The following is a 26,065-nucleotide window of genomic DNA, read 5'->3' on the forward strand; positions in this document are numbered from 1 at the left end:
GTCTCCGAGGCGCGTCACGCCGGCGCCGGAGCGGTCTGCGGTGAGGTCGCCAGGCGTCCCGATCGATCCAGGGCGGCGACGGCCGCGGCGCAGCCAAGGCCGATCAGCGCCAGGGCCAGCCACGGCAGGCTCGGCAGACCCGTCCGCGCGCCCAGATCCAGCGCCCACCCGGTGAGCAGGTTGCCCGCGGCGATGCCGATCCCGGCCAGGGTGCTGTAAAGCCCGTAGTAGGTACCCACCATGTGCCGGCCGCCGAAAGTGGCGATGGTCGCCATCTCGAACGGATAGATGATCATAGTAGCCAGGCTGAGCAGCACCGCCGTCCCCAGGACGGGGAGCAGCACGAGCACTCCGGCGACGCCGCCGGAGTGGCCGGCGTTGCCCGCCCAGGGGGCGGCCAGGGCCAGGGGGGTGAAGGCGAACCCCATCAGGACCAGGCCCCTGGCGATGGCCTGCGGCGGTCGCCACCGCCGGGTCGCCCACGCGGTCAGGCGGGCCTGACCGGCGATGGTCATCACCGCGGAGACCACGAAGACGAGGGTGACCCCCAGCTCACCACTCGTCATCCGGCGGATTTCCAGCGGCAGGCCCAGATAGACCTGGAAGTTCAGCACGTACGAGCCGATCATGGCCAGGGAGAACAGCAGGAAGGGGCGATTGCCGATCACCTCACGCCAGTCGAGCAGCACGCCCCGGCTGTCCTCGGTCCGCGGGCGCTCCCCTTTCGGCAGGGCCCGCAGCTGGGCAATGGTCAGCACGGCGAACATCACGCCCGCGACCAGGCAGACGAGCCTGAAGGCCACCGCGTTGAGCAGCAGGCCGACGAGCGGCCCGATCAGGATGCCGAGCTGGTAGAAGGCGTTGAACGCGGCGAACGCCTCGACCTTCCGCGCTCCGGCCTCCTGGGCGAGGTAGGCCCGTACGGCGGGGTTGAACAGCGCGCCGGCGAACCCGGTCAGGGCCGAGGCGGTCACCAGCATGGGCAGCGAGTCGGCCACGGCCAGCATCAGGAACGCGAGGGTGCGCAGCCCACAGCCCGCGATGATCATGGGTTTGTGGCCGAGCCGGTCGGCGAGGGTGCCGCCGATCAGGAACATGCCCTGCTGGCTGAGGTTGCGGATGCCAAGGATCAGGCCGACCAGTGCCGCCGGCAGCGCCAACGCTCCCGACAGATGACCGGCCAGGTAGGGCATCAGCATGTAGAAGCCGGTGTTGATGGTGAGCTGGTTGACCAGGAGTAGTTTCACCGGCCGGTCGAAGGAGCGGGCCAGGGCCAGGGTGCTTCTCACCGTCGGACCCCTCCGTCTTCGGATGAGCGGGCCAGGGCCAGGGTGCTTCTCACCGTCGGACCCCTCCGTCTTCGGAGGGCGCCCTCTCGGTTTTGGAGGGTGTCCTCTCGGCGGCGGTGTTCTCGACGCGGACATCACCCTCGGGAATCGCTTCCACACCGCCTCCCGGAACGGCCGTGGGTGTCTCCCCGTCGCACTTCGCCAGGGCGCCGGTGGTGGGGTCGAGCACGGTCGTACACCGGGTCCAGCGCGTCAGCTCGCGTTCGGCGGGATGGGCGATCTCGTCGGGGTCGGTCGCCGCCGGTGCGCCGAGCAGGCCCCATTCGGCGCAGTAGTCGTCGTTGAACACGGTGTCGAAGTAGCGGTGCGGACCGTCGGGGAAGACCGCCGCTATCCGGGCGTGACCGGGCAGCGTACGGGCCAGCCACGATGCCACCAGGGCCACCGCGCCGACGCTCCATCCGCCGGTGGCGTACCGCAGTGCGGCCAGGCGCCGGCAGGCCCAGACCGCTTCGGCGGGTGCGACCCAGTGGACCTCGTCGAATGCCTCGTACGCCACGTTGCGCGGGTAGATGCTGCTGCCCAGGCCGCGCATGAGCCGGGCGCGCGCGGGCTGGCCGAAGATGGTCGAGCCGATCGTGTCGACGCCGACGAGCCGGAGGTCGGGATAGAAGCGCCGTAGCGCGCGGGAGACTCCGGCGCTGTGACCGCCGGTGCCCACGCTGCACACCAGGACGTCGATCCGCCCGAGCTGACCGGCCAGTTCCGTGGCCAGTCCCGTGTAGGCGGCGACGTTGTCGGGGTTGTTGTACTGGTCCGGGCAGTAGGCGTCCGGATGCTCGCCGAGCAGTTCCCGCACGCGCTGGCGGCGTGCCTGCTGCCAGCCGCCCACCGGGTGCGGTTCGCCGACGACGACGACGCGCGCTCCGTAGGCGGACAGCAGCCGGCGCATCAGCGGTTCCATGCCCGGGTCGGTCACCAGCGTCACCGGGTGGCCACCGACGATGCCGGCCAGTGCCAGGCCCAGGCCGAAGGTCCCGCTGGTGGACTCCACGATGGGGGCCCCGGGTCGCAGCAGGCCGCGCTCGCGTGCCCGCTCGACGATGTAGAGGGCGGAGCGGTCCTTGATCCCTCCGGGGTTGCTGCCCTCCAGCTTCGCCCAGAACCCGCGCCCCTGCCCCGAGGCGATCTCCGGAATCCAGAGCACCGGGGTGTTGCCGACCACGTGCTCGGGGGCGTGGCAGGTGGCTCCGGTGATCAGCTGGCTGAGCGAGGTGGTGGCGATCTGTGGCGAACTCGCAGTGATCTGCGGTGAACTAAGTGTATATGTCATGATCCGTTTCCCCTGGATGCGATGTGATTGGCTCGCTGACGGGCGCGCGCGAACGACGGCTCATACCGCTCAGCAGGAGCGTGGAGTCGTTGGCGGCCCGAGGGGCGGGCTATATCCGGGAAACGGATTTGAGGAGAAGTAACGCGACCCCGGGCGGCGGACGGACCGGTCGCGCGCGACGCCGCGCGGGTGGCGGTGGAGGCGTCACGGCCTCCTCGGCCACCACAGGGTCACCGGTGATCGGGCCGGCAGGCACCAAGGCGCGCACGCCGGTGATCTGCGCTCCGGCAGCCGCACCGCACAGGTGGTGATCCTCGTCGACGGGCGGTACCGGGCACGGCAGGTGTTCCGCCGGAGTCCCCGCGCCGATCAGGGTGAGACGCCCGGTGGGGGCGTCGGCATCTCCGGCGGCGCTCACGTCGGCGTTCGCCGTGGCCGGCAGCCAGGGGCCGGGGGCCCGATGATGGCCCGAGTGGGCGGGGGCCACCACGCACAACGCCAGATGCATCAACACGACGGCACCGAGCACGGCAAGCCCTAGCGCGAAGGCTGCGCCTCCGCGCTGTGCGACTCGCCGCATCGATGCGATCATGACCACAAACGTACATTACCGCTTGCAGTCGATTGACTGCGGGGGGTTACTTTATGCCTTTAAAGGCTCCTAATAAGTGCGGGAGGCCGTACCGGCATTGGCCGGAGGCGCGCCTGCGGAGCGGTGTGTCCAGTGCCTGAGGCCACAGGGGCAGGGCAGGGCAGGGCAGGTCGGCCGGTTCGGGTGGATCGGCCCAGTTCAGGGCGATGAACGGCTCGGTGCGGCAGGGATGGTGCACCCGTTCGCGGGTGATGCGGTAGCGGGTCAGGGGGCTTGGAAGCCGGCCTTGGTCAGCACGTCCTTGCCCTGCTGGGACAGCACCAGATCGACGAACTGCTTGGCCGCCTCGGGGGCGGGCGCCTTGGACAGGGTCGCGATCGGGTAGTCGTTGATCGCCTTCTCCGCCTCGGGGAAGTCGATGCCCTGGACCTTGCCGTCGGAGGCGATCACGTCCGTCTTGTAGACCAGGGCGGCGTCGACCTCGCCGAGCGAGACCTTGGCCAGCGTGGCCTTGACGTCCTGTTCCAAGGTGACCGGCGTGACCTTCAATCCGGCCGCGTCCAGTGCCTTGACCGCTGCCGCGCCGCACGGCACCTGCTCGGCGCAGAGGGCGACCTTGACCTTCGGATCGGTCAGGTCGCCCAGGTCGTCGACCTTGGCCAGGTTGTCGGCGGGGACGGCGATCTGCAGGGTGTTGCGCACGAACGTGGCCGGGGCCGCGGCCAGGGAGGCGTCGGCGACGGTCTTCATCGTGGCCGGGCTGGCGGAAGCGAAGACGTCGGCCGGGGCGCCCTCGACGATCTGCTGGGCCAGCGTGGCGCTGGAACCGAAGTTGAACCGCACGGTCGTGCCCGGGTGCGCTGCCTCGAAGGTCTTGCCCAGCTCGGTGAACGTGCCGGTCAGCGAGGCGGCGGCGAACACGGTCAGCGTCGTGGCCCCGCCCCCGGACGGCCCGCCGGAGGAGGCGGAGGTGGCTGGATCGCTGGAACCGCAGCCGGACAGGCCGGCGGCCAATGTGAGGGCGATGGGGATCGTGGCCCACCGGGAAAGACGCCTGAACAACGAGGGCTCCTTACTGACTTCACCGTGCCGACCCAGAACGTCGTCACCGACAATCACGATACCTTCGCATATTCAGGCCTCAAGAGGCGATACCCATGGCAATTGGCAAAGAAGCTGCCCTTATATCATCGCACCTGCGATAAGTAGAGCAGGTGTGGTCGCAGCCCACCCGTCTCTCGTGGGCCCGACCCCGTCCCCGGCCACCCCAACGTCCACGACGATCCCGGCCAGGGCGTTCACTGCTTCGCTTTGTCCCGTATGGCGTCACGTACCACGCGGGCGCCTTTATTCGCGTCCGCGTGGTACGTCGTGGGCGGCACGGCGGCCTGGACCAGGGAAGGGATGGGGCCGCCGTGCCTGCTCAGAAGTGGCCGATGTCGGCTGAGGTGGAGGTGAGTGCCCAGCGGTGCAGGAGCGCGGTCATCTCGGCCTCGCGCATCTGCGCCTTGAGCCCCTCGATGGTGCGGTCGCACAGGAGCAAGGGTTCTGGGGTGGGCCAGGTGGCGATGGCGTGGAAGAGGCGGCTGCCGGTGCCGTACAGGACGGCCCATCCCGGCCAGGTGATCTCCAGCATGGCGGCCTCGGCGCGGGCTTCGTGGTCCCAGGTGTAGCAGGGCACGGGAGGGGCGGCCTGGCCGTCGCGGTGGCGGCCCCGGGGACGGGCGGGCCGTCGCTGGATCATGAGATCACCTGCCCGGCTTGCTCCTGCGCCTCCCGCGCGATGGTCTCCTGCCGATCGGTCTCGATGCGCAGGGCCTCCAGGGTGTCGGCGTCGACGGTACGTTCGGCCCCGGCGTGGAACGCGGCCAGAGGGAAGGGCTGCTCCCGGCTGGCCCACAGCCGTCCGGCGTCGCTGAGGATCAGCCGCCGGCCGGGGATGGCCGGTTCGGGGGTGCTGGATCTAACATCGTCCACTGATTGGACCTCCATCCGATCAAGGGCCCGTCCGGACGTTGGTAGCGGAGGACGGGCCCGCTTCATGGGGCAGGGCAGGACACGGAGGGGTGCGCCGCACGGGCCGGGTGGCCGGTACGGAGACGAGGTGACCGTTACGCGGTTGGGGAACAGGCGGTTGTTCGCCTGTGACGGGGCGCGAGGCGACGTCCAGTGCCGAGCCGGGGCGGATCTGGGCGGGAGTATCGGGGGAAGACGGCAGAGGGCCCGCCTGGGCGGCGGTACCGGTATCGCGGGCTCGGCGGCCAGGGCCTGTTCGGGAAGCCGTGGGGTAGGTGGTATCGGGATCACCTTGGCCGGGTCCTGCTCGGCAGACCGCTGAGCAGGTATGAACGCAATCACCTCGGCCGGGGCCGCGAAGGCGAGTGACTCGAAGCAGGGCAAGGAGCGGTCCCCGGTGCGGCGGGCCTCCAGGCGCGTGGCCATCAGATCGCCGGAGGGCTGGGCGTACTCGTGATCGGCGGGCCGGTCTGGGCAGCCGTGCGCGAAGGGCGCGTGCCCGCAGACAGCGCACCCCATCGGCATCGGCACAGCGTCGGCGAAGCAACCGCAGCGTTCCCTTGCCATCTGCGAGTCGAGGACTGGGGCACCAAGCCTGGTCATGGGTGAGGAGCGCCTTCCTGATCAAGGACTTGTTGACGGTGGCCCACACCGTTGACAAGCCCGATTTGCGTCAAGGCTGCTTGCGTCAGCACGGGCGTAAGCCTGTCACCGACTGCTCGAACTTCCCTACTCTGTGTGACGAGCCTCATGATGACGTGAGAATCTCAGGCTGGCAATCCCATCGCACATATTTGTTGCGTTGAGCAGGAGGAGCCGGTTGAGCTGCGGCACACTGACCGCATGAAGTACTCCACGGTCCGCCTGCGTCGTCTGTCGCGTGAGCTGCGCACCCTGCGTGCGACCACCGGCTTGACAACCGAGGCCGCCGCCGAACAACTTGGCTGGTCCAGGTCGAAGCTCAACCGCTTCGAGACCGGCAAGATCGCTCCGGCAACCGAGGACGTGGCCGCCATCTGCCACCTGTACTGCGTGGACCAGGCCACCGCCGAAGCCGCGGTGCAACTCGCCCGGGAGGTAACCCGACGCGGCTGGTGGACGGCCTACTCGGACGTGTTCACAGGCAGCTACATCGAGTTCGAGGCAGAGGCAACCGTCATCCACAAATGGGAGCCGCTCTTGATCCCAGGGCTACTACAGAGCGAGGACTACGCGCGTGAGATCATCCGAGCTACCTGGCCGGACCTGACCAGCACCGAACTGGACCGCCGCGTGGACGCCCGCATGGCACGAAAGATCAATCTCCTCGGATCAAAGACATCGGCGCTGCACGTCCTCATGGACGAGGGAACCCTGAATCGGCCTATCGGTACGCCCGAGATCATGGCCGACCAGCTTGGCGACCTCCTTCGGATCATGGACTGGCCGAACGTCACCGTCCAAGTCCTGCCACTCACGAACGGTGCGCATACCGGGCTGGAAGGAGCCTTCTCCGTCCTCGGCTTCGGCGACGAAGACCCCGACATCGGATACGCCGAATGTCCGGCCGGTGAGGTCTATGTGGAAGCATCGGATCAGGTCCGCAGGCTTATGCTCATGTTCGAGCGCCTCGCCGGCGCGTGCTTGTCCCCCCAGGAATCCGCAACACGCATAGCTGCGATGAGGAGCAAGGCATGATCTCCCCTGACCTGTCTGCCGCTGATTTCCGCAAGTCCAGCCTCAGCGGCGGCAACAATGACTGCATTGAGGTAGCCACGAACCTGCCAGACCTTATCGCCGTACGCGACAGCAAGAACCCATCCGGCCCGGCGTTAGCCTTCTCCCCGGCGGCCTGGCGCAACTTCCTGACCAGCATCCGCAGCGGAGAATTCTGACCGGACGCCGGGCGCTGTGCGATAGAAACCGGCTGGAAAGCCATCCGGTCGCGCGGCAACACAAGCCCCTGGCACAACCGTGAGCCGCAGAACCATGAAAGATGGCCCAACTTCTGCGGCAACATTCGCCCTTTTGGTGATCTTGACGCACCTGTGGCGCACGGTTACAGAATTCGGGGAAGCGAGAGGCCGTTCCTGATCTCTCAGGAACGGCCCTCTACCTCGGGACTTTACTCGACGTCGGGGTGACAGGATTTGAACCTGCGGCCTCTTCGTCCCGAACGAAGCGCGCTACCAAGCTGCGCCACACCCCGGTCACACGTCCGGTCTTGCTCGTGCTTGGGAAAGTCTAGCGGACTTCGTGGGTGCTTGCGTCGCCGCGCCGGCGGGGCATCAGGGTCAGCAGACTGGCCTCGGGGTAGCAGGCGAAGCGGGCCGGGGCGTAGGGGCTGGTGCCGAGGCCGGCGGAGACATGGAGGTAGGCGGAGTCGTGGCGGCTCATGCCCTTGACGCGGGCCCGGTCGATGCCGCAGTTGGTGATCAGGGCGCCGTAGAAGGGGACGCAGAGCTGGCCGCCGTGGGTGTGACCGGCGAGCAGCAGCTGGTAGCCGTCGGCGGCGAAGCGGGTCATGTTGCGGGGCTCCGGCGAGTGCATCACGCCCAGGCGCAGGTCGGCCTCGGCCGGGGCGGGGCCGGCGATCAGGTCGTAGCGGTCGAGGTTGATGTGGGAGTCGTGGATGCCGCCCACCGCCACATCAAGATCGCCGACCTTGACGCGGGCCGTGGTGTTGTTCATGTCGAGCCAGCCCTCGGCGGCCATGGCGGTGCCCAGCTCCTCCCAGGGAAGCGTGGGAATCTTCTGGCCGTAGTCGGCCTTGGAGGTGCGCCAGAGATAACGCAGGGGGTTCTTCGGCTTCGGCTCGTACATGTCGTTGGAACCGTAGACGAACAGCCCCGGACGTGACAGCAGGGGCTCCAGGGCGTGCATGAGGGGCGTGATCGCGTCGGGGTGTGCGATGGAGTCGCCGGTGTTGACCACCAGGTCGGGGTTGAGGGCACCCAGCGAGCGGACCCAGTCGATGAGCATCCGCCTGCCGGGGGTGAGGTGCAGGTCGGACAGGTGCAGAATGCGCACCGGACGCTGTCCCGGCTCCAGAACGGGCACGTCGAAGCGGCGCAGCCGGAACGCGTTGCGCTCGACGACCGAGGCGTATGCGAGGCCGGCCAGGCCGACACCGAACAGGGACAGGGGCACCGCGGCTGCTTTCCTCACCTTCTCATCATGCCCGAGATCGGCCCCCCGGACGGAAACTCGGGATACAGCGGGGCTGGTGAGGCGGCAAGATGGACCGCATGAGCGCATTGAAAGACAAGCTGAAGGCCGATCTCACGGCCTCCATGAAGAGCAGGGACGAGATCCGCACCCGCACGATTCGCATGGCCCTCGCGGCCGTGAACGTCGAGGAGGTCTCGGGTAAGGCGGCGCGCGAGCTCACCGACGACGAGATCGTCAAGGTGCTGGCCAAGGAGGCCAAGAAGCGCCGCGAGGCGGCCGAGGCGTTCGGCGGTGCCGGCCGGGTGGAGCAGGCACAGGCGGAGGTCGACGAGCAGGCCGTGCTGGAGGCGTACCTGCCCGCACAGCTCTCCGACGAGGAGCTCGCCGCACTCGTGGACGAGGCCGTCGCCGAGAGCGGCGCCTCCGGGCCGCAGGCCATGGGCCAGGTCATGAAGATCGTGAACCCGAAGGTCGCCGGGCGCGCCGAGGGCGGTCGTGTCGCACAGGCCGTACGGGCGCGCCTCGCGTCCTCCTGACATGAGGCCATGGGGCGCCTGAACTGCGGAACGCACGGGTTTCGGGAAGGGAACGCGCATCCGCGCGGTCCCGATGCCTCCTCTGCGGTCCCGATACCGCCTCCTCTAAGGCGAGAGCCCTCCTCACCGGACCTTTAAGGGGGTCCGGTGAGGAGGGCTCCGGTGTCCTGAGGGACGGGCCTAGACGGGCCTAGGGGATGACCGGAGGGATCGTGGTGCCGTCGTTGATCTCCCGGTCGCCGCCGCCGCGCCGGTCGCCGCCGTCACCCCGGTCGCCGCCGTCACCCCGGTCGCCGCCGTCACCCCGGTCGGGCTTCGGCGGCGGCTTGGGCGCGCACCGGTTGCCGGTACAGCCGCCGAAGCGCCCCATGTTCACCGGGGTGAACGAGGTCGCCTCGACTCCCCTGAGTGCGTTGATCATGGAGTTCTTCCAGATCGGGCCGGCGATCGAGGCGCCGTACACGTAGCTGTAGTAGCGCCCGCCGATGGTCACGCCGATCAGGTCGTGCCCGAAGGCACCACGCGGGTCGCCGACGCTCACCGCGGAGGCGAGGTCGGGGGTGAACCCGGCGAACCAGGCGGCGGTGTAGGCGTCGGTGGTGCCGGTCTTGCCCGCCGCGTCGCGGCCGATGCCGCCGACCTGGCTCATCGTGCCCTTGGTGAAGACCCCGGACATGATGTGGGTGGCCGCGTCGGCGACCTCCTCGTCCAGGACCTGCTTGCACTTGGGCTTGTACGACGTCTTCTTGCCCTCGCGGTCGGTGCTCTCGGTGATCACCATCGGCCTGCAGTAGGTGCCGCGGGCGGCGATCGTCGCGTAGGCGGCGGAGACGGTCACCGGGTCCATCTCGTTGATGCCGAGCGTGAAGGTCTCGAACTCCTTCAGCGGGTTGCCGTCGGCGCGCTGGACGCCCAGGTTCTTGGCCATCTTCACCGTCTCGCAGAGGCCGACCTCCTGCTCCAGGCGCATGAAGAAGGTGTTCACCGAGCCCAGGGTGCCGGTGGTCAGGGTGTTGAAGCCGCCGGGGCCCTCGCTGGAGTTGGTGACGGTGTGCCCGGGCTCGCCGACCGCGTTGCCCTTGCAGTCGCGGAACGCGCTGGGGCTGGGGGCCTGGTAGCCGGTGCCGGTGTTGAAACCGTCGTTCAGCTTCATGCCCTTGTCGAGGGCTGTCAGCAGGGTGAAGGGCTTGAACGTGGAGCCGGCCTGGAAGCCCGCTCCGCCACCGTGCTGCCTGTCACCGACGAGGTTGTAGCTGATCTCGTTCTTCTTCTTGTTCCCGCCGAACTTCCGGCTGGCGGCCATCGCCTTGATGGCGCCGGTGCCGGGGACGACCATCGCCTGCGAGGCGACGGGCTTGTCGCTGGTGTGGACGACCTGTCGGATCGCCTTCTCGGAGGCCTTCTGCGCCTGCGGGTCGAGCGTCGTCCTGATCGTCAGGCCGCCCCGCTGGAGCAGTCTCTCCCGCTGCTTGCGGGTCTTGCCGAAGTCCTCGTTGGAGGCGATCTCCTGCTGCACGTAGAGGCAGAAGTAGGGGTAGTCGCTCACCTCGCAGCCACCGGGGGCCGAGATGTTCTTGAAACCGAGCTTCTTCTTCTTGGCCTCTTCCGCTTCCTGCGGTGTGACCTTGCCGAGCTCGGCCATCCGGCTCAGCACGATGTTGCGCCGCTCCAGCAGCCGTTCGCGGGCGGCCTTTCCGACGCTCGGGTCGGTAACGCTCGGGTTCTGCACGGCTCCGGCCAGGGTGGCCGCCTCCCACAGGGTCAGCTTGGAGGCCGGCTTGTTGAAGAAACGCCTGGACGCGGCCTGGATGCCGTAGGCGCCCGCGCCGTAGTAGGAGATGTTCAGGTAGCGCTCAAGGATCTCCGACTTGGTGTACTTCTCCTCGACGGCCAGTGCGTAGCGCAGCTCGTTGAGCTTTCTGGGAAGCGTCGGCGCGATCGCGGCATCCTGCTCCTTCTTGGTCTCCGCGGCATTGACCAGCACGAGCTTGACGTACTGCTGCGTGATGGAGGAGCCACCCTGGACGACCCCGCCGCCTGAGACGTTTCGCACCGCCGCGCGGAAGGTGCCTTCCAGGTCGAGCGCCCCGTGCTCGTAGAACCTGGTGTCCTCGATCGCCACGATCGCCGTCTTCATGACGTCGGCGACCTGGTCGAGCTTCACCGACTCGCGGTTCTCGAAGTAGAACTGGGCGAACTGCTTGCCGTCCGCGTCGAGCAGGGTGGTCTTCTCCGCCAGGGGAGGTTCCTTGAGCTCCTCGGGGAGAAGACGCAGCTCGTTCGTCGCCGCGTTCACCGTCATCCCCGCGCCACCCACCGCCGGAAGCGCCACTGCGGCGACGAGCACACCTGTGACAGCCGCCGCGCCGAGCAGCTTTAGCACATTGCCGACCGCCGACCCCTGATCTTTGCCTTGAGCTTGCACGAGACCCAGGGTACGTCGGACGGATAACCCAAACGGTAACGGAACACTGTTTTGCCGTGACTTCGTGCTGTATCGCAGGCGGGTGACTAGTCATTCCCGGCCAGATGGCCGTGGATGACCATGTGAGAATTTGGTCCCGCCGGGGTCTGTCGGCCCGAACGTCTGGTTGCGTACGGTCTCTTTCTGCAGCAATTGAATACCGAGGCCCGACGCCCGCGCCCGTCGGCCCAAGTCACGACTGACCACCTAAGGGGAGTGGGGTCGAATGTGGATCACGGATTGGACCTCCCGTGCGGCCTGTAAGGGTGCGGATCCTGACGCTTTGTTCGTTCAGGGTGCTGCCCAGAACCGAGCAAAGCTGATCTGCCGAGGATGCCCGGTCCGGACCGAGTGCCTCGCCGATGCGCTGGACAATCGCATCGAGTTCGGGGTGTGGGGCGGGATGACCGAGCGCGAACGCCGAGCGCTGTTGCGTCGGCGACCGGATGTCGACTCCTGGCGGGACCTGCTGGAGTTGGCCAAAGAAGAATATGAGCGGACGAATGAGCTGATCGCAGGCTGAGTTCGCGCCGATCCCGTACGGCTGGCGCCGGGCGCCAGCCGTACACGCATGTCATGGGCGGGTGAACGCGCGCGGCCACGCGCGTTCCCGCGTCCGCCTGTCGGCTACCGGGGGCCGGTTACCGGGCCGCGTCCGCCTGTCGGCTACTAGGGGGACCGGTTACTGGGCGGCCAGCAGGTTGCCCACCTCGCGCAGCCCTTCCAGGTCGTGCACGTCCTGCGGCATGGCGGGGACCCGTGCGACGGGCACCGTGGGATGGGCGGAGATGAAGTGTTCCTGCTCGCGTTGCTCGCGAGCGGCCAGCTGCATCCGGTCCGCGTGCAGCCGCAGTACGGCGGAGGTGAGCTCGTGCTCGCCGCGCGACTCAAGGTCTTCGGCGGCGGCGGTGCTCCGCGCCCCGGACAGCACGCCCGCGGGCGAGCGGTGCACCCGGTTGACCACGAGACCCGCCAGGGGCATGCGCTCCTCGGCCAGCCTCTCCACGAAGTAGGACGCCTCGCGTATCGCGTCGCGCTCGGGCGAGGCCACGACGAGGAACGCCGTTCCCGGGGCCTGCAGGAGTCGGTAGGTCTGGTCGGCCCGTGCCCTGAAACCGCCGAAGACGGCGTCCAGCGCGGACACGAACGTCTGCAGGTCCTTGAGGACCTGGGCGCCCAACAGCTTGTTCAGCGCTCCGGCGACGATGCCGAAACCCGCGTTGAACAGTTTGAACGCGCTCCGTCCCCCGGCCTTGGCGGGGGCCATGAGCAGCCGGATGAGCCGGCCGTCGAGGAAGCGGCCGAGCCGCTCGGGGGCGTCCAGGAAGTCGAGCGCGGAGCGGGACGGAGGGGTGTCGACGATGATCAGATCCCAGTCGTCCGACCGCCGGAGCTGGCCCAGCTTCTCCATGGCCATGTATTCCTGCGTGCCGGCGAAGCTGGACGAGAGGGACTGGTAGAAGGGGTTCGTCAGGATCTGGCGAGCTCGCTCGGGGTCGGCGTGCGCCTCGATGATCTCGTCGAAGGTCCGCTTCATGTCGAGCATCATGGCGTGCAGCCGGCCCTCGCCCTCGACGCCCACGACGAGCCTGGGAGTGTTGTCGAGTTCGGTGAGCCCCATCGACTGGGCCAGCCGCCGCGCGGGGTCGACCGTGAGCACCACGGCGGAGCGGCCGCGCTCGGCCGCGCGCAGTCCCAGGGCCGCGGCGGTGGTGGTCTTCCCGACGCCGCCGGAACCGCAGCAGACGATGATCCGCGTGTGCGGGTCGTCGACGATCGCGTCAAGGTCGAGGACCGGAGGGGTCTTCACGCTGCTCCTTGGGTGCGGATCGATTCCGCCAGCTCGTACAGCCCGGACAGGTCCACTCCGTCGGCCAGCAGCGGCAGTTCGTAGCTGGGGCGTGCGGCCTCCTGCAGCGTCAGCCTCTCGTCCCGCTCAAGCTCGGTGCGGCGGGCGTGCTCGGCGATCTCCTCGGTCAGCGCCTCGGCCATCGTGACCGCGGCGGAGCCGCCGTCGGTGAGCCCCGCGGCCTTGAGACCGAGCGCCAGCTCCGCCGGGTCGAACCGGTTCTCGGCGGCGGCCTCCAGGACGGAGCCGGGCAGCAGCGACTCGCGGACCATGTTGATGAAGACGCCCCCCTGTGGAAGCCCGGCGGCGCGGAGCTCGCTCAGGCCGTCCAGGGTCTCCTGGACCGGCATCTCCTCCAGGAGCGTGACGAAGTGCACGGCGGTCTCGGGAGAGGACACGACGCCGTTCACCAGGTCGGCATGGTTCTTGATCGGGCCGATCCTGGCCAGCCCCGCGACCTCGTTGGTGACGTTGAGGAAGCGCACGATCCTGCCGGTCGGCGGTGCGTCCAGCACGACCGCGTCGTAGATCCTCTTCCCGTCCTTGCCCTTGCGCCGGACGGCCTCGCTCGTCTTGCCGGTGACCAGGACGTCGCGGAATCCGGGGGCGATGGTGGTGGCGAAGTCGACGATGCCGATCTTGCTGAGTGCCCTGCCGGCTCTGCGCATGCCGTAGAACATCTCAAGATATTCCAGCATCGCCTCTTCGGGGTCGATGGCCAGCGCGTAGACGTCCCCGCCGTCGGGCGCGACGGCGATCTTGCGCTCCTCGTACGGCAGCGGCGGCAGGTCGAAGACCTGGGAGATTCCCTGTCGGCCCTCGACTTCGACCAGCAGGACCTTGCCGCCGCCCGCCGCGAGGGCGAGCGCGAGTGCGGCGGCCACCGTCGTCTTGCCGGTGCCGCCCTTGCCGGTGACGACGTGAAGGCGTACGCCGTCCCAATCGGTGTCGCGAGCTCTCACCTTTCGAAGGCTACCCAACGGTTACTTGGCAACTCTCCGGCGCCTTCCCCCGCGGATCTCGCGACGGCGCCGTCACCTGGCGGGCGTGAGACGGGCACGCCCGGTCGCGGGCGCCTGTGCCGAAGGTGATCGGGGGGCTTCCTTCGCCGATCACACTGGTCAGCAAGGCGGTGCTGGCCGGACGGCATGGAGCCGTACCCGTCCGGGGGGCGGGCACGCGGCCCGGGGAACCGGGTGCGGGCTCCTCGCTAATCGATCGGATGCGGAAAGTAAATATGTAGATTCTCACAGTGGACAGCCCTGATCATCGGTCCGCTTCCGGCGGTACCGGGGAGGGCCCGAGCCATACCGGCCGCTCGCGGGCCGGTAGTGGGCCGGTAGTGGGCCGGTAGTGGGCCGCCTGGCGGGAGCGGTCTCGCTAATGTGTCCCGCATGACGAAATGGGAGTACTCGACAGTGCCGTTGCTGGTACATGCGACGAAGCAGATTCTCGACAACTGGGGCCAGGACGGCTGGGAGCTCGTCCAGGTCGTGCCGGGGCCCAACCCCGAGCAGCTGGTCGCCTACCTGAAGCGGCCGAAGCAGTGACGGCCGAGGAGAGGTTGGCGGAGCTGGGCCTGACCCTGCCGGAAGTGGTGCCGCCGCTGGCGGCGTACGTCCCGGCGGTGCGTTCAGGTGACCACGTCTACACCTCTGGGCAGCTTCCGATGGTGGACGGCAAGCTGACGGCCAGTGGGAAGGTCGGCGCCGAGGTGGACGTCGAGGACGCCTACGAGCTCGCGAGGGTCTGCGCGCTCAACGCTCTCGCCGCGGTCGCGTCGGCGGCCGGAGGACTGTCGAACATCGTGCGGATCGTCAAGGTGGTCGGGTTCGTGGCCAGCGCCCCCGGCTTCACCGGCCAGCCGCAGGTCGTCAACGGCGCCAGCGAGCTGCTCACCGCGGTGCTCGGTGACGCGGGCAGGCATGCCAGGAGCGCGGTCGGTGTCGCCGTTCTCCCGCTGGACGCGCCGGTCGAGGTCGAGCTGATCGCCGAGGTTCGCTGAGGTTCGCTGAGGTTCGCTGAGGTCAGTGGACGCCCCGGCGTCAGCGCGGCCCTGACGGGCGTGGAGGCTCGCCGGCGGCTGACCGTCGGCGAGACCCGCCCGAGGCCATGAAGGGCCGCCGAGGGCCGCTGGAGGGCCGTGGAGGTGCCGCCGAGAGCGGTGGAGGTGCCGTGGAAAGCGTGGAGGCCCGCCGGTGGCCATGCCAGTCGTACTGCCCTGGCGGGCGGCGCTTCGGGAAGGTGGGCGCCGGCGGGGACCCCGTGATCGTCCGGGGCGGCGCTTCGGGAAGGTGGGCGCCGGCGGGGACCCCGTGATTGTCCGGGGCGGCGCTTCGGGAAGGTGGGCGCCGGTGGGGACCCCGTGATTGTCCGGGGCGGTGCCGTGTCACATGATGGACCCGGAAACCGAGTGATGTTCTGGCGGAGGGTCTCAAATGGGCGGTATCCCGCTTCCCGGTGAGTTCGGTCAGCGTGCGCGCGACATTCTGGCCGGGCGGACGGAGCCCGTCCCCGCACGAGACGCCGCCACCGTGGTCATCCTCCGCGAGGACGCCGACCAGGTGGAGGTCTACCTGATCCGGCGCAAGGCGAGCATGGCCTTCGCCGCGGGGGCCTACGTCTTCCCCGGCGGGTCGGTCGACCCGCGCGACACCGACCAGGAAATCACCTGGGCCGGTCCTTCGCCCGCGGCCTGGGGTGAGATCTTCCGCGCGGACGAGCAGACCGCGCGGGGCCTGGTGTGCGCCGCCGTGCGGGAGACGTTCGAGGAGTCGGGGGTACTGCTGGCCGGGCCGTCCGCGGAGTCCGTCGTGGCCGACACCACCGGCGACGACTGGGAGGCCGACCGGCTCGCCCTGATCGACAGGACCCTGTCCTTCGCCGACCTCCTCGGCGGGCGCGGCCTGGTCCTCCGCTCCGACCTGCTCCGTCCCTGGGCCCACTGGATCACCCCCGAGGTCGAGAACAAGCGCTTCGACACCCGCTTCTTCGTCGCGGCGCTCCCGCCGGGCCAGCTCACCCGCGATGTCGGCGGCGAGGCCGACCAGGTGGTCTGGGTCCGGCCCGCCGATGCGCTCGACCAGGGGAGGGCGGGCCAGATCTTCCTGATGCCCCCGACCTGTCGCACGCTCACCGAGCTGTGCGCCTACGAGAAGGTGTCCGAGACGCTCGCGGCCGAGCGTGAGATCGTGACCTTCATGCCCAAGATCGCCGAGGTGGACGGGGAAATGCGCATCGTGCTCGACGACGACTACGAGTTCGGTGCCCGGTGAGCGGGCTGCGGATCCCCCTGGAGGGGCCGGACGGGGCGGGTACGGAACACGCGCTCAACCTTCTCGCCCCGAACCCCTCGGAGATGACCCTGGACGGCACCAACACGTGGGTGATCGGCTTCGGGGAGGAGGTGCTGGTCGTCGACCCCGGCCCCGACGACGAGGAGCACCTCGCGCGGGTCGCGGGCCGGCTGGAGGGCCGCCGGGTCGTCGCGATCCTGCTGACCCACGGGCACCATGACCACAGCGGTGGTGCCGCGAGGTTCGCGGGGCTGGTCGGCGCGCCCGTCAGGGCACTGGATCCCGCGCACCGGCTGGGTGAGGAGGGGCTCGGCGACGGCGACGTGCTCACGGCAGGAGGCCTGGAGCTGCACGTGGTGGGCACGCCAGGCCACTCGTTCGACTCGCTCTGCTTCTGGTTGCCACAGGACAGGGCGATCCTCACCGGCGACACCGTGCTCGGCCGCGGCACCACCATGATCGCGCCGGACGGCGACCTGGCCGACTACCTGCGCTCCCTGGACCTGCTCCGGGCGAGAGCCGAGCAGGTCGGGGCCGAGGCGCTGCTGCCCGGTCACGGCCCGGTGCTCCCCGATCCGATCGGCGCGCTCGACGGCTACATCGCGCACCGGCGGCGTCGGTTGGACCAGATCCGGGAGGCCAGGGAGCGGGGGGCGGCGACGCCTCGCGAGATCGTCGAGATCGTCTACGCGGACGTGGACAGGTCCCTCTGGTTCGCCGCCGAGATGTCGGTCCGCGCGCAGCTCGCCTATCTGGACGGCTAGTGTTCCGTTCCTCAAGGGGGACAGAGCCTGGGCCGCGTGCGGCCCGACCGGTCAGCGCGAACGGTTGTGCAGCCGCTCCAGGTCCATGATGACCACGGCCTTGGCCTCGATGCGCAGCCAGCCGCGCTGGGCGAAGTCGGCCAGCGCCTTGTTCACGGTCTCGCGGGAGGCGCCGACCAGCTGGGCCAGCTCCTCCTGGGTGAGGTCGTGGTGGACCCGCACGCCGTCGTCGACCCGCTGGCCGAAACGATCGGCCAGGTCCAGCAGGGCCTTGGCCACCCGTCCGGGAACGTCTGTGAAGACCAGGTCGGCCAGCACGTCGTTCGTACGGCGGAGGCGTTGGGCCAGGGCGCGCAGCAGGTGAAGGGCGACCTCGGGGCGGCCGGTCAGCCAGGGGCGCAGGTCGTCGTGTCCGAGCCCGGCCAGCAGGACGTCGGTCAGCGCTGTGGCGGACGCCGTGCGGGGACGGGGGTCGAACAGGGAAAGCTCGCCGAACATCTCGCTCGGGCCGAGCACGCTGAGCAGGTTCTCCCGGCCGTCGGGTGCGGTACGGGAGAGCTTGATCTTGCCTTCGAGCACCACGTAGAGGCGATCTCCGGTCTCGTTCTCGCTGAAAAGGGTCTGCCCTTTGGCGAGACGTACCTCGGAGATGCTCGTGCGCAGCGCGGCGGCGCTCTCACGGTCGAGCGCGGCGAACAGAGGGGCCTTGCCCAGCACGTCGTCGGAGTTCACAGTGCCTCCTGTTTCACGGCTCACGCAGTTATTGTGACCCATCCCACCGAGCGGCTCTGCGGGGGGCCTTGAGCGTAGGCTGTCGGAGTGCTCCGCAATGTCAGCCCCGGTGGTGAATCCCAGCTTGCCCTGGTACGTCGAGCTCGGCGAATGGACCGGATCTTGGCGAAGGCCTATCCCGACGCCCATTGCGAGCTTGACTTCGGCAATCCTCTTGAGCTGCTGGTTGCGACGATCTTGTCCGCACAGTGCACGGATAAAAGGGTCAATACGGTCACTCCTACCCTTTTTGTGAAATATCCCACAGCAGAAGACTATGCCGGTGCCGACCGGGCCGAGCTGGAGGGGATCATCCGGCCCACCGGGTTCTTCCGGGCCAAGAGCAACAGCATCATCGGCATGGCCCAGACCCTGTGTGAGCGCTTCGGCGGCGAGGTCCCGGGAAAGCTCAAGGATCTGGTGACCCTGCCGGGAGTCGGCCGCAAGACCGCCAATGTGGTGCTCGGCAACGCCTTCGGGGTGCCCGGAATCACCGTCGACACCCACTTCCAGCGGCTCACCCACCGCTTCCGGTGGACCTCGGAGACCGACCCGGTGAAGATCGAGCGGGTCGTCGCCGAGCTCATACCGAAGCGCGACTGGACGATGATGTCCCACCGCTTGATCTGGCATGGCCGCCGCGTCTGTCATGCCCGCACGCCGGCCTGCGGAGTGTGCCCGCTCGCCGAGCTCTGCCCCTCGTACGGCATCGGCCCCACGGACCCCGCCCAGGCCGCCAAGCTGGTGCGTCCCGGCCCCTTCTCGTGATCTTTCCTTCATCGGTGCGGTAAGACCGCTTCCCGGTCCCGGTGGATCCGCTACCATCCCGCCGGGCCCGGGAAGCGCGGAGCGGGGCGCCGTGTTGCAGAGGACCGGAGGTGTGCCCGTGGAAGAGGTTCCCGGATGGTTGGAAACGCTGGCGGAGCGGGTCGCGGGAACGCCGGTGCCCTCGATGATGCGTCCGCCGGCGGCCGGCGGGCGCCCGGCCGCGGTGCTGCTGCTCTTCGGCGAGGGGCCGCTCGGTCCGGACGTGCTGCTCATCCAGCGGAGCTCACGCGGGCGCACACACGCCGGGCAGCCCGCGTTCCCGGGCGGCGGGGTGGACCCGGAGGACGACGGCCCGATCGCCGCCGCGCTGCGCGAGGCCGGTGAGGAGACCGGTCTGGATCCGACGGGCGTCCAGGTGATCGGGACCATGCCCGAGCTGTACGTGAGCCGCAGCGACAACCGGGTGACCCCGGTGCTGGCCTGGTGGCACACGCCCTGCGTGGTCCACGCGGCCTCGCCGGACGAGGTGGAGTCGGTGGAGCGGGTCCCGATCCGCGAGCTCGTCGACCCGGCCAACCGGATCAGGCTGCGCCATCCGAGTGGTTACTCGGGGCCGGCTTTCCGGGTGCGCGGGCTGCTGGTGTGGGGGTTCACCGCGGGAGTGCTCGACGGTGTGCTCGGCCGTTCGGGTTTCGAGCTTCCCTGGGATCGTTCACGGATCGAGGACATCCCGCCCGACGTCCTCAACCTCGCGTCCCGTTGACAGGGCCAGGCCCAGTCGAGCCCAGTCGGCCACGTCCCCGTCGGGATCGAGGGTCAGCCGTCGCAGCGCTGCCAGGCCCGTCGGGTCGGGTGGGTTGCCCATGATGTTCGGCAGCGCGTAGGCGGCCCCGTACCTGATCCGGGGATCGGCGTGTTCGGAGAGGGCGATCACCGACGGTAGCCCGCGGCGGTCCCTGAGGTGGCCGAAGGCGATCAGTACCGAGTAGAGCACCAGGCAGTTTTCCTCACGGACCGACAGGCCGCGAAGCACCGGCAGGGTCCGGTCGACGAAGCCGAGCCGCCCCAGGATGTCGACCCCGAGCATCCGCTCGGCCGTGGTCTTTCCCGAGCAGAGTCTCCGTGCCGCGGTGAAGGTCTCCAGATCGCCCCGTTCCTGCAGCTGGGTGATCACGCGCCAGCGGGCCGCGCCCTCCTGATCTCGCTCCCGCAGCGCGGTCTCGATGAGAGCCCCCACGGTCGCCGCTCCTCCGATCATCGCCATTCGGCCACGATAACCGCAGAGACCTCGCAGAAGGTGTGCACGCGCGGGGCAAGGGCTGGATACCGTAAAGGAGTGAGCGGTGATCTCCTCGACCTCATCCTGATCGCCCTGATGGTGGCCTTCGCGGTGTCGGGATACCGCCAGGGGTTCATCATCGGGGCCCTGAGCTTTGTCGGTTTTGTCGGTGGCGGGTTGCTGGGCATGTTCATCGCCCCGCCCATCGCCGGAGCGGTGGTCGACGGTGAGACCGAGCGGGCGCTGCTGGCGATCGTCATCGTCTTCCTCGCCGCCACGATCGGTCAGTTCGCGTCGTCGACGATCGGCGCCGTGGTCCGCAGCCATGTCACCTGGGAGCCCGCCAAGATCGTCGACGCGGTCGGCGGCACCTTCGCGAGCGCCTTCTCAGTGCTGATCATCGCGTGGCTGATCGGCTCGCTGATCACCTCCTCGCAGTTCACGCTGCTCGGGGAGCAGGTCAGTAAGTCCCTGTTGATCAACACGGTCGATCAGACGATGCCGAAGCTGGCCAGGGACCTGCAGAAGCCCTTCAAGGACTTCATCGACACCTCCGGCTTTCCCAGGGTGTTCGACGGCATAGCGGGCGGCCAGTTCGTCGAGGTCGCGCCACCCGACCGGAGCGCGCCGAAGAGCGCGGCGCTCTCGCGGGCCCGCCGGGGCATCGTCAAGGTCCAGGGCGTGGCCGCCAGCTGCCGCAAGCACATCGAGGGCACCGGGTTCGTCTACGCCCAGAACAAGATCATGACGAACGCGCACGTGGTCGCCGGGGTCGACCAGGACCTTCAGGTCATCGACCACCTCAACAACGTCCACCCGGCCCAGGTGGTGCTCTACAACCCCGACAGGGACATCGCGATCCTGCACGTCCCCGGCATGAACCTGCCGATCCTGCGCTTCGACGGCACGGCCAAGAAGGACGACGACGCCATCGTCGCGGGCTTCCCGCACGGCCAGGGTTACACCATGAGCCCGGCCCGGATCAGGGACCGGCAGAAGGCTCAGGGACCCAACATCTACGAGCACAAGACCGTCAACCGGGATGTCTACTGGATCCGCGGCCTGGTCCGGCAGGGCAACTCCGGCGGGCCGCTGCTCACCACCGACGGCAAGGTCTACGGCGTCGTCTTCGCGGCGGCCACCGACAGGGCGGAGACCGGATTCGTGCTGACCGCCGCCGAAGTGGCGCCGGACGCCGAGGACGGTTCCACGTTGTCCAATCGGGTGGACACCCAGAAGTGCACCCGGAACTGATCAGGTCTTGGCCGGGTGAGGTGATCGGCGCGTCGGGCGGCAGGTGATCAGGCCACGGACGTCCCATCCGGGGAGGCCCCTGGGCTCGCCCCCTTTGGCGGAACCCGGTGCCGGATCAAGTCTCTGATCACGGCGATGGCCGTTTCGGCGTCCAGGTCGTCCAGCCTCCCGGCCGCCACGGCCATCTCCTCGTACGGGGTGCCGTACCGGCTGATCCGGTCGGCGCCCCGGGCGAACAGCGTCGCGGCTCCCCTGCGGTTGCCCCGCTGCAGGTGAGTGAGGCCGACGCAGATCTGCGCCAGTCCCTGCCACAGCTCGCGCTCCTGGGCGGGGGAGTTCTTCCAGCGGCCCTCCAGCACCTCGTGGGCGTGGAACGGGCGTCCCTCGCCGAGCAGCCGATGCGCCTCGGAGACGGCCTCCGCCGCGCTCGGCGCGTAGTCGTCCGGGATGCGTTCCACGCCCTCCGCGCCGTGCGGCAGCGGCCTCCCGAACGCGTCGCGGGGACGCCGGTTGCGCGGCCTCCCGTCGGCATCCCGGTCCCGCCCGTTCACCGGTCGGGCTCCGGATCGGACAGCCAGGCGAGGAGCTCGGCGTCGAACTCCGCCGGGCGCTCCTCGTGCGGGAAGTGCCCGGCGCCTTCGAGCAGCCGCCACCGGTAGGGAGCGGCCACGTAGCGGCCCGAGCCCTGGGCGGTACGGGGCAGGACATGCCTGTCGAGCGCGCCGTGCAACTGCAGAGTCGGTACGTTGATCTGGGCGCGCATGGTCTTCGCGTAGCGCCACCCGTCCGGGCGGAGCTGGGAGCGGCCGAACCAGCGGTGGTACTCCAGCGCACAGTGCGAGACGTTGGGGATGCGGAACGCGTCGCGGTAGACCTTCGCCACCTCCTCCTGCGGCCAGCCGGGAGCCGACCACTTCTCCAGCAACTGCCCCACCATGGCGCCGGAGTCGGCGGTCAGGCGCCGCTCGGGAAGCACCGGCAGCTGGAACCCCAGCGCGTAGCGGGCCGCGCGGAACTGGCCGAACGGCTCGGTGAACAGCGCGGCGCGGAGACGGCGGGGGTGTGGCGCGGAGACGGTGACCAGCCGCAGGACCGCCTTCGGATCCTTCACGGCCATGGTCCAGGCGAGCAGCCCGCCCCAGTCGTGGCCGACGACGATCGCGGAGCTCTCGCCCAGTGCCCTGACCAGCCCGGCCGCGTCGGCGGCCAGGGTGTACAGGTCATAGCCACGTGGCGGCTTGTCGCTGGCGCCGTAGCCCCGCAGATCGACGGCGACGGCGCGGTAGCCCGCGGCCGGCAGCGAGACAAGTTGGTTGCGCCAGCTCCACCAGAACTGCGGGAAGCCGTGTAGCAGCAGCACGAGAGGGCCCGTACCGGCCTCCACGACGTGGAAGCGAGTGCCTCCGGCATGGACGGCGTGGTGGGTCCACGGACCCTCCACCCTGACCATGGACTCGTCGGGTCTGCTCACTGGCCCGGTCTCACCGGGTCGCGATGGCTGCCCACCTGACCGGCCGTGACCGGAGTGGCGGGAACGGAGTCGAGTTCGGCTCCGCTCTTGATGGTCTTGAGCGAGCGCAGGGTCCGCCTCATTCCGGTCAGGCCCTTGAGCCGCCGAACGCCGACGAAGACCAGCAGCCCGGCCACGACCAGATAGAACACGGTGACGATCAGGAAGGCGAGCCAGGTCCACATGCCTGCGGCGACCAGGCCGTAGGCGATCGCGAACGAGGCGAGGATCAGGCACAGGTGGGCCATGAACGCCGCGGCACCGAAGAGACCCGCCGCCACGCCGACCCGTTTGGCATCGAACCTCAGCTCGGCCTTGGCCAGCTCGATCTCGGCGCGGACCAGGGTGGACATGTGGTCAGTGGCCGCGGCGACCAGCGCGCCCAGTGACTCCTCCTGTGGCTCCGCGGGCGGAATATGTGTCATGGACGGTCTCCTATCGAGGGCCTCTGTCGAACATCATGCTGCGCCCTGAGGCGGTCGTGCACGCACACCCGCGGTGGGATCGTCGCCGGAGCCGGTGTCGCGAGCACGGCTGTGGTAATCGCGCATGTGTCATCGAATATCTGCGTCGTCAAGACTTCAGACTTTAGTCCGGCCGTACGGGGGTCGGTGAGGTCCCAGCCGTCCGGTGGTGGAAATCCGCGCTACCGGGCGTTCCTTCGGGCCGGCGGGGCCCTTCAAGCCGGCGGGGCCCTTCAGACCGGCGGAGCCCTTCAGACCGGCGGGGTGCGGAGACCGGGCAGGACCACCGGGTGGTTTTCCGCCCCGCGCCCTGACCGGGACGGCGGCGGGCTGTGAGAACTCTGCCAGCCGATTCGTTTCCGGCGCCGGATGACGGCACCGGTGGGGAGGTTGGCACGGCCGAGGGCTACCCCGGCGGCGGGGCGCCGAACCTCGTGGGATCGCCGAACCTCGCGGGACGGCGAACATCACGAGATCGCCGAACATCGCGGGTCGCCGAATATCACGGGGGCGGCGGGTGGAGCGCCCGAGCGTGCGAACCTCCGTCGCGGGAGGGCAAACCCCGGGTGGGCAGACCCCGGGTGGGCCATGGCTCCTGGCCCACCCGGGTCTTCCGGTTCGCTCAGTCCTCGCTCTTGGCGCTGGGCAGCTTCTCCGAGATGAGATTCATCACCGTGCTGTCGGCCAGCGTGGTGACGTCGCCGATGCTGCGGTTCTCCGCCACGTCGCGCAGGAGACGCCGCATGATCTTGCCGGAGCGGGTCTTGGGCAGCTCGGGCACCACCAGGATCTGGCGGGGCTTCGCGATCGGGCCCAGAGTCTTGGACACGTGGGCGCGGAGTTCGGCGGCGATGTCCGCTCCCTCCTCGGCGTTGCCGCGCAGGATCACGAACGACACGATGGCCTGCCCGGTCACCGGATCGGTGGCCCCGACCACGGCCGCCTCGGCGACCTTCGGGTGGGAGACCAGCGCCGACTCGACCTCGGTGGTGGAGATGTTGTGCCCGGAGACGAGCATGACGTCGTCCACGCGGCCGAGCAGCCAGATGTCGCCGTCCTGGTCCTTCTTGGCGCCGTCGCCCGCGAAGTACATGCCCTCGAAGCGGGACCAGTAGGTGTCGATGTAGCGCTGGTCGTCGCCCCAGATCGTGCGGAGCATCGACGGCCACGGGTCGCGGATCGCGAGGTAGCCGCCACCGCCGTTGCCGACGCTGCGGCCCTGGTCGTCGACCACGTCGGCGGTGATGCCCGGCAGCGGGCGCATGGCCGCGCCGGGCTTGCCCTCGGTGACGCCGGGCAGCGGGCTGATCATGATGGCGCCGGTCTCGGTCTGCCACCAGGTGTCGACGACCGGGGTGCGGTTGCCACCGATGTGCTCGCGGTACCAGACGTACGCCTCGGGGTTGATCGGCTCGCCGACGCTGCCCAGGATCCGCAGGGACGACATGTCGTACTTGGCGGGGATGTCGTCGCCCCACTTCATGAACGTGCGGATGGCCGTCGGGGCGGTGTAGAGCAGCGTGACCCCGTACTTCTGCACGATCTCCCAGAACCGGCCGCGGTGCGGGGTGTCCGGGGTGCCCTCGTAGATGACGCTGGTCGCGCCGTTGGCCAGCGGGCCGTACACGAGGTAGGAGTGGCCCGTCACCCAGCCGATGTCGGCGGTGCACCAGTAGACGTCGGTGTCGGGCTTGAGGTCGAAGACCGCGTTGTGGGTGTACGCGACCTGGGTGAGGTAGCCGCCGGTGGTGTGCAGGATGCCCTTGGGCCTACCGGTCGTGCCACTGGTGTAGAGGATGTAGAGCGGATCCTCGGCATCGTTCGGCAGCGCCTCGTGGACGTCGGACTGCCGGTCCACCACATCGTGCCACCAGACGTCCTTGTCGGTCTGGCCGACCTCCTGGCCGGTCCGCCTCACGACCAGGACGTGCTCGATGCCGGGGCACTCCGCGACCGCCTCGTCCACTGTCGGCTTGAGCGCGCTGGGCGCGCCGCGACGGTAGCCGCCGTCGGCGGTGACCACGATCCTGGCGTCCGCGTCCTTGATCCGGCCGCTGAGCGCGCTGGAGGAGAACCCGCCGAACACGACCGAGTGGATCGCTCCGATACGGGCGCAGGCCAGCATCGTGATCGGCAGTTCGGGGATCATCGGCATGTAGATCGCGACCCGGTCGCCCTTGCCGACGCCCAGCTCCTGGAGCGCGTTGGCTGCCTTGGAGACCTCGCGCCGCAGGTCGGCGTAGGTGAGCGTGCGGCTGTCGCCCTCGGGCTCGCCCTCCCAGTAATAGGCGACCTTGTCACCGCGGCCCGCCTCCACATGGCGGTCGACGCAGTTGTAGGCGATGTTGAGCTCGCCGCCGATGAACCACTTGGCGAAGGGCGGGTTCCACTCAAGGGTGGTGTCCCAGCGCTTCGACCAGGTCAGACGGTCGGCCTGCTTCTCCCAGAAGGCGAGACGGTCCTGCTCGGCCTCCGCATAGGCCTCGGCGGTCACGTTCGCGGCCGCGGCCAGACCTGCGGGAGGGGCGAACCGCCGGGTCTCGTTCAGCAGGTTCGACAGCGTCTCCTGGGTCTCACGAGTCTCGGAACCAGGGGTCTCCGGGGCCACTACGCACTCCTCACATACTGCTATCGACGGGTCGTGTCCCACTTCACCAGGCCACCGGTGCTTGCCACAAGAGGTCTAGACAGGTCTGTACCAATCGGTGACAAGGCCTCATGGGCAATCAA

At 69.1% G+C, this 26,065-nt stretch carries 28 protein-coding genes and 1 tRNA gene; 12 read left to right on the forward strand and 17 right to left on the reverse strand.

Annotated elements, in window-relative coordinates:
* Window positions 1–14 precede the first annotated feature (14 nt).
* The 6 genes from OG884_RS18045 to OG884_RS18070 form a co-directional block, all read right to left on the reverse strand.
* Window positions 15–1,289 (reverse strand): MFS transporter, encoded by a 1,275-nt coding sequence (locus tag OG884_RS18045; RefSeq protein ID WP_326646527.1) that lies wholly within the window; start codon window positions 1,287–1,289, stop codon window positions 15–17.
* 49 nt (window positions 1,290–1,338) lie between these two features.
* A complete protein-coding gene (locus OG884_RS18050) occupies window positions 1,339–2,622 on the reverse strand; it encodes a PLP-dependent cysteine synthase family protein (RefSeq protein WP_326646528.1) in 1,284 nt (427 codons plus the stop codon).
* A gap of 109 nt (window positions 2,623–2,731) precedes the next feature.
* Window positions 2,732–3,202, reverse strand: a complete 471-nt coding sequence (locus OG884_RS18055) for a hypothetical protein (protein ID WP_326646529.1) — start codon at window positions 3,200–3,202, stop codon at window positions 2,732–2,734.
* A gap of 276 nt (window positions 3,203–3,478) precedes the next feature.
* A complete protein-coding gene (modA, locus tag OG884_RS18060) occupies window positions 3,479–4,276 on the reverse strand; it encodes a molybdate ABC transporter substrate-binding protein (protein WP_326646530.1) in 798 nt (265 codons plus the stop codon).
* Window positions 4,277–4,637: 361 nt separating this feature from the next.
* Window positions 4,638–4,958 (reverse strand): hypothetical protein, encoded by a 321-nt coding sequence (locus OG884_RS18065; protein ID WP_326646531.1) that lies wholly within the window; start codon window positions 4,956–4,958, stop codon window positions 4,638–4,640.
* Entirely contained in the window at window positions 4,955–5,191 is a 237-nt protein-coding gene (locus OG884_RS18070; protein WP_326646532.1) for a hypothetical protein, read from the reverse strand. The genes OG884_RS18065 and OG884_RS18070 overlap by 4 nt, the downstream gene beginning before the upstream one ends.
* Before the next feature lie 367 nt (window positions 5,192–5,558).
* Between OG884_RS18070 and OG884_RS18075 the strand changes: the two genes are divergently transcribed.
* The 3 genes from OG884_RS18075 (at window position 5,559) to OG884_RS18085 (ending at window position 7,104) form a co-directional block, all read left to right on the forward strand.
* Window positions 5,559–5,687, forward strand: a complete 129-nt coding sequence (locus OG884_RS18075) for a hypothetical protein (protein WP_326646533.1) — start codon at window positions 5,559–5,561, stop codon at window positions 5,685–5,687.
* Between the two features lie 386 nt (window positions 5,688–6,073).
* Window positions 6,074–6,907, forward strand: a complete 834-nt coding sequence (locus OG884_RS18080) for a helix-turn-helix domain-containing protein (protein WP_326646534.1) — start codon at window positions 6,074–6,076, stop codon at window positions 6,905–6,907.
* Window positions 6,904–7,104: a DUF397 domain-containing protein gene (locus tag OG884_RS18085; protein WP_326646535.1), complete on the forward strand. Its 201-nt coding sequence runs from the start codon at window positions 6,904–6,906 to the stop codon at window positions 7,102–7,104. Before OG884_RS18080 ends, OG884_RS18085 begins: the two co-directional genes overlap by 4 nt.
* Before the next feature lie 240 nt (window positions 7,105–7,344).
* Here OG884_RS18085 and OG884_RS18090 read toward each other — a convergent pair.
* Both OG884_RS18090 and OG884_RS18095 read right to left on the reverse strand, forming a co-directional pair.
* A tRNA-Pro gene (locus tag OG884_RS18090) sits at window positions 7,345–7,418 on the reverse strand.
* A gap of 35 nt (window positions 7,419–7,453) precedes the next feature.
* Entirely contained in the window at window positions 7,454–8,377 is a 924-nt protein-coding gene (locus OG884_RS18095) for a metallophosphoesterase (protein WP_326646536.1), read from the reverse strand.
* 80 nt (window positions 8,378–8,457) lie between these two features.
* On the opposite strand from OG884_RS18095, the gene OG884_RS18100 reads away from it, so the two are divergent.
* Entirely contained in the window at window positions 8,458–8,916 is a 459-nt protein-coding gene (locus OG884_RS18100) for a GatB/YqeY domain-containing protein (RefSeq protein WP_326646537.1), read from the forward strand.
* Between the two features lie 190 nt (window positions 8,917–9,106).
* Here the strand turns inward: OG884_RS18100 and OG884_RS18105 are convergent, their stop codons facing one another.
* Entirely contained in the window at window positions 9,107–11,341 is a 2,235-nt protein-coding gene (locus tag OG884_RS18105) for a transglycosylase domain-containing protein (protein ID WP_326646538.1), read from the reverse strand.
* A gap of 265 nt (window positions 11,342–11,606) precedes the next feature.
* Between OG884_RS18105 and OG884_RS18110 the strand changes: the two genes are divergently transcribed.
* On the forward strand, window positions 11,607–11,903 hold the full coding sequence (locus OG884_RS18110; RefSeq protein ID WP_012887233.1) for a WhiB family transcriptional regulator: 297 nt from the start codon (window positions 11,607–11,609) through the stop codon (window positions 11,901–11,903).
* 159 nt (window positions 11,904–12,062) lie between these two features.
* On the opposite strand, the gene OG884_RS18115 is transcribed toward OG884_RS18110, so the two are convergent.
* Both OG884_RS18115 and OG884_RS18120 read right to left on the reverse strand, forming a co-directional pair.
* Window positions 12,063–13,190 (reverse strand): ArsA family ATPase, encoded by a 1,128-nt coding sequence (locus OG884_RS18115; RefSeq protein WP_326646540.1) that lies wholly within the window; start codon window positions 13,188–13,190, stop codon window positions 12,063–12,065.
* Window positions 13,187–14,191 (reverse strand): ArsA-related P-loop ATPase, encoded by a 1,005-nt coding sequence (locus OG884_RS18120; RefSeq protein ID WP_326646541.1) that lies wholly within the window; start codon window positions 14,189–14,191, stop codon window positions 13,187–13,189. The genes OG884_RS18115 and OG884_RS18120 overlap by 4 nt, the downstream gene beginning before the upstream one ends.
* 432 nt (window positions 14,192–14,623) lie before the next feature.
* Here OG884_RS18120 and OG884_RS18125 point away from each other — a divergent pair, with 432 nt between their 5' ends.
* From OG884_RS18125 to OG884_RS18140, 4 genes are all read left to right on the forward strand, one after another.
* Window positions 14,624–14,779 carry a DUF4177 domain-containing protein gene (locus tag OG884_RS18125; protein ID WP_012887236.1) on the forward strand — a complete coding sequence of 52 codons (156 nt, stop codon included), beginning with the start codon at window positions 14,624–14,626 and terminating at the stop codon, window positions 14,777–14,779.
* Window positions 14,776–15,234, forward strand: coding sequence for a RidA family protein (locus OG884_RS18130; RefSeq protein WP_326646542.1), 459 nt, complete (start codon window positions 14,776–14,778; stop codon window positions 15,232–15,234). The genes OG884_RS18125 and OG884_RS18130 overlap by 4 nt, the downstream gene beginning before the upstream one ends.
* Before the next feature lie 433 nt (window positions 15,235–15,667).
* The gene (locus OG884_RS18135) at window positions 15,668–16,504 is read left to right on the forward strand and encodes an NUDIX hydrolase (protein ID WP_326646543.1); all 837 of its coding nucleotides are present in this window, start codon (window positions 15,668–15,670) and stop codon (window positions 16,502–16,504) included.
* Window positions 16,501–17,289: an MBL fold metallo-hydrolase gene (locus tag OG884_RS18140; RefSeq protein ID WP_326646544.1), complete on the forward strand. Its 789-nt coding sequence runs from the start codon at window positions 16,501–16,503 to the stop codon at window positions 17,287–17,289. The genes OG884_RS18135 and OG884_RS18140 overlap by 4 nt, the downstream gene beginning before the upstream one ends.
* Before the next feature lie 51 nt (window positions 17,290–17,340).
* Here the strand turns inward: OG884_RS18140 and OG884_RS18145 are convergent, their stop codons facing one another.
* Window positions 17,341–18,021, reverse strand: coding sequence for a Crp/Fnr family transcriptional regulator (locus OG884_RS18145; RefSeq protein WP_326646545.1), 681 nt, complete (start codon window positions 18,019–18,021; stop codon window positions 17,341–17,343).
* An 87-nt stretch (window positions 18,022–18,108) separates the two neighbouring features.
* Here OG884_RS18145 and nth point away from each other — a divergent pair, with 87 nt between their 5' ends.
* Together nth and OG884_RS18155 are read left to right on the forward strand one after the other, a co-directional pair.
* Window positions 18,109–18,828, forward strand: a complete 720-nt coding sequence (nth, locus tag OG884_RS18150; protein ID WP_326646546.1) for an endonuclease III — start codon at window positions 18,109–18,111, stop codon at window positions 18,826–18,828.
* Between the two features lie 118 nt (window positions 18,829–18,946).
* Window positions 18,947–19,591 (forward strand): NUDIX hydrolase, encoded by a 645-nt coding sequence (locus tag OG884_RS18155; RefSeq protein WP_326646547.1) that lies wholly within the window; start codon window positions 18,947–18,949, stop codon window positions 19,589–19,591.
* Here OG884_RS18155 and OG884_RS18160 read toward each other — a convergent pair.
* Complete coding sequence (locus OG884_RS18160; protein WP_326646548.1) at window positions 19,541–20,092, reverse strand: HEAT repeat domain-containing protein; 552 nt, start codon at window positions 20,090–20,092, stop codon at window positions 19,541–19,543. The two genes, OG884_RS18155 and OG884_RS18160, sit on opposite strands and share 51 nt — an antisense overlap.
* Window positions 20,093–20,164: 72 nt before the next feature.
* Between OG884_RS18160 and OG884_RS18165 the strand changes: the two genes are divergently transcribed.
* Window positions 20,165–21,361: a MarP family serine protease gene (locus OG884_RS18165; protein WP_326646549.1), complete on the forward strand. Its 1,197-nt coding sequence runs from the start codon at window positions 20,165–20,167 to the stop codon at window positions 21,359–21,361.
* 47 nt (window positions 21,362–21,408) lie between these two features.
* Here the strand turns inward: OG884_RS18165 and OG884_RS18170 are convergent, their stop codons facing one another.
* The 4 genes from OG884_RS18170 to acs all read right to left on the reverse strand — a co-directional run bounded on the left by OG884_RS18170 (window position 21,409) and on the right by acs (window position 25,943).
* Entirely contained in the window at window positions 21,409–21,912 is a 504-nt protein-coding gene (locus OG884_RS18170) for a DUF309 domain-containing protein (RefSeq protein ID WP_326646550.1), read from the reverse strand.
* The gene (locus tag OG884_RS18175; RefSeq protein ID WP_326646551.1) at window positions 21,909–22,832 is read right to left on the reverse strand and encodes an alpha/beta fold hydrolase; all 924 of its coding nucleotides are present in this window, start codon (window positions 22,830–22,832) and stop codon (window positions 21,909–21,911) included. Before OG884_RS18175 ends, OG884_RS18170 begins: the two co-directional genes overlap by 4 nt.
* Window positions 22,829–23,296 (reverse strand): phage holin family protein, encoded by a 468-nt coding sequence (locus OG884_RS18180; protein ID WP_326646552.1) that lies wholly within the window; start codon window positions 23,294–23,296, stop codon window positions 22,829–22,831. The genes OG884_RS18175 and OG884_RS18180 overlap by 4 nt, the downstream gene beginning before the upstream one ends.
* A gap of 661 nt (window positions 23,297–23,957) precedes the next feature.
* Window positions 23,958–25,943, reverse strand: a complete 1,986-nt coding sequence (gene acs, locus OG884_RS18185; RefSeq protein WP_326646553.1) for an acetate--CoA ligase — start codon at window positions 25,941–25,943, stop codon at window positions 23,958–23,960.
* Window positions 25,944–26,065 lie beyond the last annotated feature (122 nt).

This window comes from Streptosporangium sp. NBC_01755 (genome assembly GCF_035917995.1).
Taxonomy (GTDB): Bacteria; Actinomycetota; Actinomycetes; order Streptosporangiales; family Streptosporangiaceae; genus Streptosporangium.

What these genes read in the sequence shown, in the direction of transcription:
- OG884_RS18050 (WP_326646528.1), bottom strand. Translation starts at nt 2,622, where the DNA reads ATGACATATACACTTAGTTCACCGCAGATCACTGCGAGTTCGCCACAG.
- OG884_RS18055 (WP_326646529.1), bottom strand. Translation starts at nt 3,202, where the DNA reads ATGCGGCGAGTCGCACAGCGCGGAGGCGCAGCCTTCGCGCTAGGGCTT.
- OG884_RS18065 (WP_326646531.1), bottom strand. Translation starts at nt 4,958, where the DNA reads ATGATCCAGCGACGGCCCGCCCGTCCCCGGGGCCGCCACCGCGACGGC.
- OG884_RS18075 (WP_326646533.1), top strand. Translation starts at nt 5,559, where the DNA reads ATGAACGCAATCACCTCGGCCGGGGCCGCGAAGGCGAGTGACTCGAAG.
- OG884_RS18080 (WP_326646534.1), top strand. Translation starts at nt 6,074, where the DNA reads ATGAAGTACTCCACGGTCCGCCTGCGTCGTCTGTCGCGTGAGCTGCGC.
- OG884_RS18085 (WP_326646535.1), top strand. Translation starts at nt 6,904, where the DNA reads ATGATCTCCCCTGACCTGTCTGCCGCTGATTTCCGCAAGTCCAGCCTC.
- OG884_RS18100 (WP_326646537.1), top strand. Translation starts at nt 8,458, where the DNA reads ATGAGCGCATTGAAAGACAAGCTGAAGGCCGATCTCACGGCCTCCATG.
- OG884_RS18110 (WP_012887233.1), top strand. Translation starts at nt 11,607, where the DNA reads ATGTGGATCACGGATTGGACCTCCCGTGCGGCCTGTAAGGGTGCGGAT.
- OG884_RS18125 (WP_012887236.1), top strand. Translation starts at nt 14,624, where the DNA reads ATGACGAAATGGGAGTACTCGACAGTGCCGTTGCTGGTACATGCGACG.
- OG884_RS18135 (WP_326646543.1), top strand. Translation starts at nt 15,668, where the DNA reads ATGGGCGGTATCCCGCTTCCCGGTGAGTTCGGTCAGCGTGCGCGCGAC.
- OG884_RS18160 (WP_326646548.1), bottom strand. Translation starts at nt 20,092, where the DNA reads ATGGCGATGATCGGAGGAGCGGCGACCGTGGGGGCTCTCATCGAGACC.
- OG884_RS18180 (WP_326646552.1), bottom strand. Translation starts at nt 23,296, where the DNA reads ATGACACATATTCCGCCCGCGGAGCCACAGGAGGAGTCACTGGGCGCG.